8 protein-coding genes are annotated in these 10,916 nt (G+C 67.1%); 3 read left to right on the top strand and 5 right to left on the bottom strand.

Translation table 11 applies throughout. The features are described 5' to 3' along the window. Positions 1 to 448: 448 nt before the first annotated feature. From tssA to ACUXV1_RS13635, 5 genes are read right to left on the bottom strand one after another with little or no spacing between them, the layout of a single operon-like run. Positions 449 to 1,552: a type VI secretion system protein TssA gene (gene tssA / locus ACUXV1_RS13615; RefSeq protein WP_446015627.1), complete on the bottom strand. Its 1,104-nt coding sequence runs from the start codon at positions 1,550 to 1,552 to the stop codon at positions 449 to 451. A gap of 31 nt (positions 1,553 to 1,583) precedes the next feature. After that, positions 1,584 to 5,435 carry a type VI secretion protein IcmF/TssM N-terminal domain-containing protein gene (locus ACUXV1_RS13620; protein ID WP_043633499.1) on the bottom strand — a complete coding sequence of 1,284 codons (3,852 nt, stop codon included), beginning with the start codon at positions 5,433 to 5,435 and terminating at the stop codon, positions 1,584 to 1,586. Continuing rightward, positions 5,432 to 6,196: a DotU family type IV/VI secretion system protein gene (locus ACUXV1_RS13625; RefSeq protein ID WP_081557113.1), complete on the bottom strand. Its 765-nt coding sequence runs from the start codon at positions 6,194 to 6,196 to the stop codon at positions 5,432 to 5,434. The genes ACUXV1_RS13620 and ACUXV1_RS13625 overlap by 4 nt, the downstream gene beginning before the upstream one ends. Then, a complete protein-coding gene (gene tssK, locus ACUXV1_RS13630) occupies positions 6,186 to 7,532 on the bottom strand; it encodes a type VI secretion system baseplate subunit TssK (protein ID WP_446015748.1) in 1,347 nt (448 codons plus the stop codon). Before tssK ends, ACUXV1_RS13625 begins: the two co-directional genes overlap by 11 nt. A 24-nt stretch (positions 7,533 to 7,556) precedes the next feature. Then, positions 7,557 to 8,018 (bottom strand): type VI secretion protein, encoded by a 462-nt coding sequence (locus ACUXV1_RS13635; RefSeq protein WP_114152206.1) that lies wholly within the window; start codon positions 8,016 to 8,018, stop codon positions 7,557 to 7,559. Positions 8,019 to 8,293: 275 nt separating this feature from the next. Here ACUXV1_RS13635 and tssB point away from each other — a divergent pair, with 275 nt between their 5' ends. The 3 genes from tssB to ACUXV1_RS13650 all read left to right on the top strand — a co-directional run bounded on the left by tssB (position 8,294) and on the right by ACUXV1_RS13650 (position 10,916). Further along, on the top strand, positions 8,294 to 8,839 hold the full coding sequence (gene tssB / locus ACUXV1_RS13640) for a type VI secretion system contractile sheath small subunit (protein ID WP_019103272.1): 546 nt from the start codon (positions 8,294 to 8,296) through the stop codon (positions 8,837 to 8,839). 35 nt (positions 8,840 to 8,874) lie between these two features. Beyond that, a complete protein-coding gene (gene tssC, locus ACUXV1_RS13645) occupies positions 8,875 to 10,353 on the top strand; it encodes a type VI secretion system contractile sheath large subunit (RefSeq protein ID WP_019103271.1) in 1,479 nt (492 codons plus the stop codon). Positions 10,354 to 10,418: 65 nt separating this feature from the next. Next, positions 10,419 to 10,916, top strand: coding sequence for an Hcp family type VI secretion system effector (locus ACUXV1_RS13650; protein ID WP_019103270.1), 498 nt, complete (start codon positions 10,419 to 10,421; stop codon positions 10,914 to 10,916).

The following is a 10,916-nucleotide window of genomic DNA, read 5'->3' on the forward strand; positions in this document are numbered from 1 at the left end:
AAAGGAAGCCACTCTCAAGGCTCAGGGCATTCCCATTGTCAGCGACTACAAAGACCCGGAGTTGCCGCCACCGCCGCCGGGCCAGCAAAACCCGGTGATCCCCAAGGATCTACAATAAGCTTGGCCGGCCTCGGATGAGGCCGTCATTAGACCCGCTAACAAAACCCCCGATCCTGCGTTGCGCCTCCTTATCGTACGACTTGTATTGTAGCTTCGCAGAAACTTCGTTTTCTGCGTCGGCGCGCCTTGGCTCAGGTTCTCTGCGAGGTTTTGTTAGCGGCTCTTCAAAAGACTTTGAACAGGTTATTAGAGTCTGTTCAAAGTCTCGCGAGCTAGAGCGAGACAAGGCGAAAACGAGCGAAAAAGCGGAATGTACTCGTGGTACATGAGCATTTCGAAGACGTTTTCAACGCCGTATCGCCGACGCGCAGCAGATCGCAAACAGGTTCTAAGGCAACACCCCCAGCAAGGACCACAGCCGCCGCGCCTCGGCGTCGCTGTCTATCAGTTCCGCCAGCAGTTCGCGCAGCGGCTTTTCTCCCCACTCCACTGCTCGGTAGATCAAATAGGGCACCGGGCTGTGCGGTTCGGTGCGCGCCAGGTAGTCGGCGATGCCGCGCAGCTGACGGTAAGCGTCTTCCCGCCCCTGCGGCTCGCGCTGGGTGAACATCGGCGCGGCCGCAACGGGCGGCGGCACGCTGTTGCCGGCTTCGACGGCGGCCGGCGGCGCAGCGGTTTCGGCGTGGTGAATGGCGGCGTTCTCCAATTCCGGCGGCGGGCCGGGATGCAGCACGGCCAGCTCCTGCAAGGCCTGCGCCGCCTGCTCCAGCGCCTGGTTCAACGGCGCGTAGGACGGCGCGTCCGCACCCATGCGTTCGTCGCACCAGGCCTGCAGCCGCGCCAGCCATTGCCGGCTGCGCGCCAGCGCGCCGCGGCTATCTTCCAGCACAGCCGGCGGCAGCGCGCGCACCCAGTCGTTCAGCTTCTGCTGCTCGTGGCGCGCCTGCTCGCGCTCCAGCTTGCCCTCGTCGCCGCCGGCCAGCAGCCGGCGGTTCAGGTCCTGCCATTGCCGCAGGGTCAGCGGTTGCCGCTCCTGCGGCGGCGGCGCGTCCAGCAGCGGCACTTGGGCCGCCAGCGTGGCGGCGTAGGTCTTGGCCAGCCATTCCAGCGGGCCGGTGCGAAAGCTCAGATCGCCTTGCTGCGGCAAGGGATGCAGGCTGTCCCAAAACTGTTCGCAACACTGCGCGCTCAGCGCCAGCGCCGCTTCCAGGCCGGGCAGGCCCAACAGGTGCAGCCAGGATTCGCCCAGCCAGGCCGCCACCATCAAATCCTTGCTGCGCTCGGCCAAGAGCGCGGAGGCGACGCGTTCCACGCCGGGCCAGTCCGCCCGCTTCAAATCGCTTTCCCAGATGCCGGCGGGCAGGCTGGGGTCGTCCTCGCGCCGCAGTTCGCGCAGTTGGTCGTATTCCGGCGCGTAGCGCAGCGCTTCGCCGCCGGGGCTGTCCGCGGCGATGGGTTGCAACAGGGTATCCAGACGCAAGGTGGCGCTCATGGCCGTTTCCTCATGGTGTTCAAAGCGCGCATCAACTGCCCTCTATCGCGGCCAGCCGCGGGTTGGCTGCCGTGCGGAACGGCGACGGCGGCGCGGTGTAAGGCAGGCTGGCCACGGCCAGGCCGCTCTTGCCTCCCGGCGCTTGCAGCGTCAGCCTCATGAACATTTGCGCGTTGCCGCTGCCTTGCAGCGCCGGGTTGCGCACCGGCAGCGCCAGCATCAGGCCCACGTCGTTGAAGCCCTCCGCGTTGTTGACCCGCAACGGCGAGTTGTTCTCGCGCAGCAAGCGCAGCAAGCCCCATTGACCGCCGTAGTTCCAGCTGGCCAGCCGGTCGAACACGGTCAGCCCGCTTTGCGTTGAATCCTCCTCCGGCGCCTGCTGCGACTCCTTGGCCCAGCGCAGGGTCGCCGTCACCGGCTGGCCGATGTTCCAGTGCAGGCGCTGACCATCGCCGCCGGGGTAGCGCAAGCGCTGGCCGCCGCTGGCCAGTGTCCATTCGATCACTTGGTCCGCCGCCTGCTCGTGCTCGCGGTCGGTGCGCCAGCGCACCTCCACGTCCACGCCCTGCCACGGCCCGCCGCCCTCGCGGGCGAACATCGGGCCCAGCCAGCCACGCGCCGCCTTGGCCGCGTCCAGGAAGCGCCGCGCCGCCTGGGCCTGGCCGGACTTGAGGTCCTGCAGCCCCGCGGCGGCCAGCCCGCCGCTGTCGTCCATCAGCCGCATGAATTCCGCTACCCGATCCGGCGCGGCGTCCGGCGCGCTCAGCTTGGCGGCGAAGGGAAAGCGGTTGGCCAGGTATTGATTGAAGAAGGCGCTCAGCTTCTGGTAAGCGGCGGCCCCCGCCTGGGTGCGCAAAGCGCCGCAGCGGTCGCTGGCCAGGCTGACCAGGGTCTGGGCGCGGTCTGAGAAAACGTTGCCGGCGGCCGGCAGTTCCACCTGGTCCAGCACCGCGCGGCAATTGCCCACGTCCATCTCGTTGAAATCCTTGGAGATCATGGTTTCCAGCACCGCCGGCGCGCTGTTTGCGGCTTTTTCCTTGTAGTGGCGCAGTTCGACGGCGGCGCTTTGCCAGCGTTGCTGCAGTTGCTGATCGCTCACCGACATCGAGGACTTGTGCGAGGCCAGCCAGCTCAGCGCCGGAGCCTGGGCCTGGACCAGATTGCCCACCAGCTCAAGCTGAGAGCCCAGGTATTGCTGCAATTCCCGCGCGCCGCCGGCGCGGAAGGCGCGGGCCCCGGCGTTGCGCGAGCCGTCCCACCAGCGGAAGCTGCCTTGCAGCGGCTGGTACACCGCCAGCCCTTGCAGGCTGCGTTCCGCGTGACGCAAGGATTGCAGCGCGCGCCGGTCCATCTCGCGCAGCACGCTGTCGCGGAAAGCGGGTTGGGCTAGTTCATCCAACGCCGCCAATACCGGGGTGGCCGCCTTGGCCTGTGCGTCGAAGGCGTTGCCCTCGTCGATGGATCCGCCATTCAAACCCACCGACGGCTCGGCGCGGCGGCCGCTCAAGGCGCTCCACATCGCCCGCGCCGCGCTGTCCTGCAAGGCGCGCTCCAGGCCCTTGCGGTAGGCGGGCGGCATCAGGCCGGCGCTGCCGGCCACGTATTTCTGGTAACCGTCGTAATGGCGCAGCGCCGCCGCCATCGCCTCGGCGTCCATATTCGCCAGCCCGCTCGCCGTCGGGCCGCTCTCGCCCTGCGCCCGCGCGCTGGCGACGAAGTCTTGCTTCAAGAGCGAGGCCAGGGTCACGTTCAGCTTGAGCACCTGATCCTGCAGCTCCAGACCGCCGGCCGGCCCTTGCGCCAGCAGCGCCGAAGTCGCCCCCACGCCGCCCAGCCAGCGCTTGCGGAATTCCTGGCGCGCCACCGCGGAGTAGTCCGCTACCCGCGCCACCGCGTCGCGGCCTATCAGGCTGGAACGGCGCGCGCCGTCCAGCATCGCGCTGTAGCCGGGCACCAGGTCTTGGCCGGCGGCGCGGCTCCAGGCGCTGTTGGTGGCGTTGACCAGGCTTTGCAGCAGGCCGATGTGACCGGCCACGCTGTCCAGTTCCGGCAAGGAGTTGCCCTGGCCGGACTCCAGCATCAACAGCTGTTTCTGTAATTGCTGGGCGGTAAGGTCGAAGGTTTGATTGGTGTAGAGCTGGCCAAGCCAGGCTTGCATCAGCGCGCTGAAGTGATCGCCTACTTGCGGGCGGATCTTGGCAAGGTCGATGGGCGCGGCCACCAGTTGATCGCTGGACAGCAGGATGCGGCGCAGATTGTCGCGCTGGGCGTTCTGCGGCGCGCGCAGGCTGAGGCCAAACAGGCCGTTGGCCAGCTCCGCCGCCTCGTCCAGCGTGGCGTTGCCGTCGTGCACCGCATGGTTGAACTGGCTGACGCGCTGTTCCAGCTTGGTCGCGTCGCCGGTCAATTGCCGCGCCAGCAGATAGGCCGGCCATTTTTCCGGCGCGGCGGTGTCGTCGCTGACGCTGTCCGCGCCGGCTTCGCCCAGCCGCCGCAGTTGTTCGGCGTCGCGCAGCAGCCGCTGTTGCAAAGGCAGCATCACCGCGCGGCGCAACGCGTATTCGATGGTTTCGTCGATGCGGCCGTCCACCGGGGACATCAGCGAGGTGGGCAGCAACAAGGTGCCGAAACGACGCGACGGCGCGTCCTTGAGCGCGCGCCAGAAGGCGACGACGCTTTGGCGCGCCGCGGCGTCGTTGCCCAGCTCCGGCCGCGGCCCGCCCCGGTCCAGTTGCAGAATGCGCAGTTGGCGGCCTAGCGCGTCGGCGTCGTCGGTGGCCGTATGCCAATACCAGCTGATGCCGGCCAGCCACAAGGCGGCGAACAGGCCCATGCCGATCAGTGTCCAGCGATGCCAGCGCTGGCGCAGCCGCAAGATGCGCGGCACCGGCTGGGCCAGGCCCTGCTCCGCCAGCACTCGCTGGCGCAGCAGCCGGCCGGCGAACAGGGGCAGCGCCGGCGGCGCGGCGGTGTCTTCCAGATCGCCTTCCGGCGCGGCCTGGGCACCGGTGAAATAGATGCCGCGCAATTGCGGCGCCTCACCCAGCGCGTTGCCTCGGAACACCGGGTCGCACAAGGCTTGCAAATTGGCCCGCACCGCCTCAAAGCTGCGCGGCAGCAAATACAAATCGGTGGACATCCCGCCTTGCAGGGCACCGAATTCGGCGATGGTTTCGCTCAGCGTCAGCCGCAGCCGCGTCAAGGCCTGTTCTATCCAGTCGGATTGATAGGCGGCGCTGGCGGCGTAGGGCGAGGACCACCCAAGCATCGCGTCGCGCGCTTCGCGCGGCAACGCCTGCGCCAGCTCCAGGAAGCCCGGAGCCTGTTCGGTCTCGGTCACCACCAGATAGATAGGCAGGCTCAGGCCCAGCCGTCTTTGCAGATCGGCAAACTTCTTGGCAGCGGCCAGGCCGGCGCTCACCGCCAGGTGCTCGCTCCACAGCTGGCTGGCGGACACGGTCCAGATCAGCGCGTCCAGCGGCCGCGCGGCGCGGCTGCGCAACAGCACGCCCAAGAGCCGCCGCCAGGCGGACAGCGGCGCCAACGCGCCTTCCGGATGACTGAACATATCGTCCGGGATCACCAACACCGCGCCGTCGCCGCCGTACCACCAGCGGCCAAACCAATTGACCTCGCCCTCGCTCTTCAGCTGCAGCGAGGCGCACAGCGCCTCCACATTGCGCACCCTGTCTCCCACCGCCAGCACCCAGGGGGTCTGGTAGCGGTCTTCCGCGCCGATCTCGCGCTCGAAACGACGCACCGAGCCGCGGAAGCTGCGCCGCGCCGGATCGGCCTCGCGCCGCAACCACCAGATCAACGCCGCCAAGGCCAGCAGGATCAACAGGGTCAGCAATACAATGCCCACTATGGTCTGTATCGTCATTTGCTTTGCCCGTCCCCGTCCGCCCCCCGGTACAGCATGGGCTCCACTCTCGATACGATGTCATGCCAAAACACGTGCCCCACCACCGACATGCCCACCAGGATGGCCGCCACGCCCAGCGCCAGCCGGAAGCCGTCCGGCAGCATGCGCCGCACCGTCAGCCGCAGCGGCGGCACATTGCTGCTGCGCTCCAGCGCCGGCGCCAGGCTGCGGATGTCGGCGTCGCGCTGGTAAGCGAAGGCGAACAGCTCGCGCCGCCATTCCTCGTGCTGGGCCAGCCCGCCCTGTCCCCGCAGCCGGCCGTAGAAACCCAGCGTCAGCGTTTGCAGGCAGACGTTGGCCAAGTCCCGGCTGGCCGGATCGCGCTCGCGCAACACCCGCTCTATCAGCGCCGGCACCTTGTCGCCGGCAGCGCGGCTGCCAAACAGCCGCTGCTCCAGCGGCGTGGCCTGCCACAGGCTCTGCCCCGGCCAGTCCTCAAACAGCAGGCGCTCGTCTATCAGGGCAACGAACAGATACTGCAATGCCTCGATCTGGCTTTGCCCGGCCGCGCCCACGCGCGCGCCGGCGGCGCGGCTCAAACGCCGCGCCAGCAAGCCGCCCTGCTCGGCCGCCAGTTCGGCGGCGGTTTCGGCTTTGTGGCCGCCGCCGGCCAATTCCCGGAACACTTGCAGCCATTCGGCGTAGGCGTCTTCAAAAGTGGCGCTCAGCGGCGCTTGCGCCAGCGCCCCCAGCGGCTGGGACAGCGCGCTATCCAGCATGGCGTTCTCCATCGGTCTCGTCGCGCGGATCAGCGACGAAAAGCAGCGCCTCCCACGGCTCCAGCGCCGCGCCGCCGGCCGGCAGCGTCATGCGCAGCGGCAGCTCCGGCTGCAGCCAGTCCCCGCTGGCCAGCAAGGCGAACAGCCGGGTGTCGTCGCCCACGCTGTACGCCACTTGCTCCGCGCGGTCCAAGGGCTGGAAGGACAAGCCGCGCATGCGCTGGCGCGCCAGCGTGGCCACGTGCGGTTCCGAGGCGATGATGGCCTGGCCCAGCCATTGCTGGGCGGCGGAGTCCGGCGCGCCGCCGGGCATGCGCAGGCCAACGATCAAGCGCCCGCTATCGCGCGCGGCCTCCGGCAGCGAAATCCAGAAGCCCTCGGCGTCGCGGTTGAACGGCAGGCTGCGATAGCCGGCGCGCACCCGGTCCAGCGCGGCGGACAGCCAGTTCAGCAAGGGCTCGTAACTAGCCAGCAATTCCTGGTAGTTGAAGGCGGGGAACACCGGTGCGCCGGCGCCCGGGTCCAGCGCGGTCAGCGAGCCGGCCATGCCGGCCAGCAAGCCGAACAGGGCGGCGGGATGGGCGGCGCGGCTGCCCAGCGCGGCTTCCACTTCCGGCAGCCGCGCCCACAGCGCCGCCAGCTGGCGGCGGATTTCGTCGATATCGTCGTCCTTGCCGGCCTCCTTGGCCTGACGCAGGCGGCCGCTCAGGAACACGCACTTCTCGCGCGCCTTGGCGCACAGCGCCGCCACCTTGCGCCCCAGCAGGCTGTCCGGCAGCAGCCGCGGCGACGGCGGCGCGTAGGCGCGGCGGGAGAAGCCGCCGCCTTGCTGGGCGATGCGCAACAGCGGCAAGCAGATCATGTCGGCGCGTTCGGCCTCGGTGACCAGGCGGATGTCCGGCCGCCACAGCGTCAGGCTGGCCGGGTTTTCCCCGCTGCTCAAATCCGGCACCGCCTCACTGTTTTCCGAGCGAAAACGCCCGGCGGCGGGATCCAGCCGGCCGGCGCGCCACAAGGGCGGCAGCGCCAGATAGACCGTCACCGTGCGGCCCGGCGCTTCCGCCGCGGCCGCCGTCACGTCGCAGCGGAGCTCCGCGCCGTCGCCGGCGTCAAAGCGCAGCGGCAGGCCGTCCGGCAGCACCGCCTCCAGCGCGGACACCCGCGCCACGCCGCCGGCCAGCGCCGCCTCGTCCAGCTCCAGCTCCAGCACGCCCCAATACAGCGGCTGGGCCGCCGCCGCCAACGCCGCGGACACCGCGTCCGACCTCAGCGCCTGCCATTGAAAATGCTGGGGCAGCAACTGCATCCCCTCGTACCAACACACTGCCTGTGGCACTGCTTTCAAACCGCTCTCCCCCCGCTACGGCTCCATCAGCCGCATATTCTTGCTTTCAAAACGCAGCCAAACCTTCTTGCGCGTATCCAGGCTCAGCCGGTGCATGCCCGGCCCGGCGTAGCCGGCGTACACCAGCAGGCCGGCCGCGGATTCTCCGCGTATCGGCACATCCTCGGTTTCCAGGTGCTGGCCCGGCACCAGCTCCAGCTCCCACACCTTGAGATCCGCCGGGTAATCGCGCAGCAACTGCTCGCGCTGTTCAAACCACTTGGCCGCCGGCAGCCCCAGCAACAGCTTGTATAGCTCCGGGTCCTTGGCGGCGACGAAATCCACCGCCAACGGCGTGTCGTCGTTGGCCATGCTGACCACGTCCAGCGTGGCCGCCTGCAATTTGACCGAAGGACCGAAGCCCAGCGACGAGCATCCGCCCACGCCCAGCGCCAAACAGCAGCACAGCCCAGCCAGATACCCGTTGCGCATCCGCATCACCCAAACGCCATTATCCATTGCAAATAATATTGGCAAAAAAATGCCGATAGTTCTATAGGAATTGTTAAGCCATGGTCATTAAAAAATGCAAATTGCAAGCATTTGTCAGCAAATAAGGCTTCCATGCAGCGGCCATGGCCGGCTTCAATGGAAAAGAGCGACCAGGCCCGGCCGGGCAACAATGGTCTGACAATCATGCAATCACGCCAAAGCGGACCGGATACGCGGCCCGCAGCCGGCGTCGTTAGCTTCCCAACCGATCGAGGTCTGTTATGGCAGAGAGCACACAGCACAAGCTGGACCGGATTCGTCCGCCGCGCGTGCAAATCACGTATGACGTGGAAATCGGCAACGCCCTGGAAAAACGGGAGCTGCCGCTGGTGGTAGGCATCATGGCGGACCTGGCGGGCAAGCAGGAGCAGCCGCTGCCCAAGCTGAGCGAACGCCGCTTCGTGGAAATAGACCGCGACAACTTCAACGCGGTGCTGGCCTCGCTGGCGCCGCGCGTCACCGCCCAGGTGGACAACGCGCTGTCCGACGACGGCAGCAAGCTCAACGTGGAGCTGAAGTTCAATCACTTCGACGATTTCGACCCGGTCAACATCGTCAAGCAAGTCACCCCGCTGCGCCGGCTGTACGAGGCGCGCCAGAAACTGCGCGACCTGCTGACCAAGCTGGACGGCAACGACGAACTGGACAAGCTGTTGCAGGACGTGGTGGCCAACACCGAGGAACTGCAAAAGATCAAGAGCGCCCGCCCCGAGGCCCCGGCCGCGGCGGAAGCCGCCCCGGCGCCGGACGCGCCGCCGGCCGCCTGACGCCCCGCTCGACCACCTGATACCGGAGACACTTCATGGCCAAGACCCAAGCCGAAGCCCCCAGCGGCGACGCCGCCTCGCTGTCGCTGCTGGACCGCATCATCCAGGAAGGCCGCATGGCCCACGACGACATCCAGCAGGAATACGCCAAGGACCTGCTGTCCGAATTCGCCACCCAAGTGCTTGACGAAGGCATGGCCATCGACAAAGACACCGTGGCGATGATCAACCACCGCATCGCCATCATCGACCAATTGCTGAGCAAGCAGCTCAACAACATCCTGCACCACCCGGACGTGCAGAAGATGGAAGCCTCCTGGCGCGGCCTGCACTTCCTGGTGATGAACACCGAAACCAGCACCCGCCTGAAGCTGCGCCTGCTCAACGCCACCAAGGACGAACTGCAGAACGACCTGGAAAAGGCGGTGGAATTCGACCAGAGCGCGCTGTTCAAGAAGATTTACGAGGAAGAATACGGCACCTTTGGCGGCCACCCCATCAGCCTGCTGATCGGCGATTACGAGTTTGGCCGCCACCCGCAAGACGTGGCGCTGCTGGAAAAACTGTCCAATGTGGCCGCCGCCGCGCACGCGCCGCTGATCTCCGCCGCCAGCCCGCGCCTGTTCGACATGAGCAGCTTCACCGAACTGGCGGTGCCGCGCGACCTGGCCAAGGCCTTTGAAAGCGCCGAGCTGATCAAATGGCGCTCCTTCCGCGCCAGCGAGGATTCCCGCTACGTCAGCCTGGTGCTGCCGCACATCCTGCTGCGCCTGCCCTACGGCCCGGACACCAAGCCCACCGAAGGCATGAACTACGTGGAAGACGTCAACGGCACCGACCATAGCAAATACCTGTGGGGCAACGCCGCCTACGCGCTGGGCCAGCGCATCACCGACGCCTTCGCCAAATACGGCTGGTGCGCGGCCATCCGCGGCGTGGAAGGCGGCGGCGCGGTGGAAGGCCTGCCGGCCCACACCTTCGGCACCGTTTCCGGCGACATCGCGCTCAAATGCCCCACCGAGATCGCCATCACCGACCGCCGCGAGAAAGAGCTGGACGGCCTGGGCTTCATCGCGCTGTGTCACAAGAAAAACACCGATCTGGCGGTGTTCTTCGGCGGCCAGAGCGCCAACCAGCCCAAGGTCTACAACACCAACGCCGCCAACGCCAACGCCCGCATCTCCGCGATGCTGCCCTATGTGCTGGCCGCCTCGCGCTTCGCTCACTACATCAAGGTGATCATGCGCGACAAGATCGGCAGCTTCCTGACCCGCGACAACGTGGAAACCTATCTGAACAACTGGATAGCGGACTACGTGCTGGTCAACGACAACGCGCCGCAGGAAGTGAAAGCCCAGTACCCGCTGCGCGAAGCGCGGGTGGACGTGACCGAAGTGCCGGGCAAGCCCGGCGCCTACCGCGCCACCGTCTTCCTGCGCCCGCACTTCCAGCTGGAAGAGCTGACCGCGTCCATCCGCCTGGTGGCTGAGCTGCCGCCGCCGGCCGCCGCCTGACGCCACACCAAGGGCCCGCCGCGCGGCGGGCCTGAACCAATACCCTCCAAGGAGCAAGCAAAGCAATGGACGCCATCATTCTGGACCTGGGCAGCGATATCAAGGGCGAGTGCAAGCTGGAAGGCTACACCGACAAGATCGAAGTGCTGTCCTACAGCCACAACGTGGCCATGCAGGTGACCAACGACGTCAGCAACACCGAACGCACCTCCGGCAAGCCGCATATCGGCGAATTCAGCCTGACCAAGTTCACCGACAAATCCACGCCGGAACTCAACGCCTACTGCTGCCAGGGCAAGAACATCCCCGAGGTCAAGATCACCATAGGCCGCAACGCCGCCGACAGCAGCGGCAAGATCCTGCCCTACATCGTCTACACCCTGACCAACGCCATCCTATCCAACGTCAGCGTCAGCGGCGGCACCGGCGGCAAGCCGGTGGAAAACCTCTCGCTCAACTTCACCAAGATCAAGTGGGAGCTGACCACCCAGAAAGACACCGGCGCCAAGGACGGCAACGCCGCCGCGGTGTGGGACCTGGCCGCCAACAAGTACTCCAAGTAA

It is taken from the genome of Chromobacterium sp. W521 (genome assembly GCF_052805975.1).

Bases quoted from the DNA above. Each gene is read 5' to 3' on its own strand.
- tssA (WP_446015627.1), bottom strand. From the start codon at position 1,552: ATGAGCGCCACCTTGCGTCTGGATACCCTGTTGCAACCCATCGCCGCG.
- ACUXV1_RS13620 (WP_043633499.1), bottom strand. From the start codon at position 5,435: ATGACGATACAGACCATAGTGGGCATTGTATTGCTGACCCTGTTGATC.
- ACUXV1_RS13625 (WP_081557113.1), bottom strand. From the start codon at position 6,196: ATGCTGGATAGCGCGCTGTCCCAGCCGCTGGGGGCGCTGGCGCAAGCG.
- ACUXV1_RS13635 (WP_114152206.1), bottom strand. From the start codon at position 8,018: ATGCGGATGCGCAACGGGTATCTGGCTGGGCTGTGCTGCTGTTTGGCG.
- tssB (WP_019103272.1), top strand. From the start codon at position 8,294: ATGGCAGAGAGCACACAGCACAAGCTGGACCGGATTCGTCCGCCGCGC.
- tssC (WP_019103271.1), top strand. From the start codon at position 8,875: ATGGCCAAGACCCAAGCCGAAGCCCCCAGCGGCGACGCCGCCTCGCTG.
- ACUXV1_RS13650 (WP_019103270.1), top strand. From the start codon at position 10,419: ATGGACGCCATCATTCTGGACCTGGGCAGCGATATCAAGGGCGAGTGC.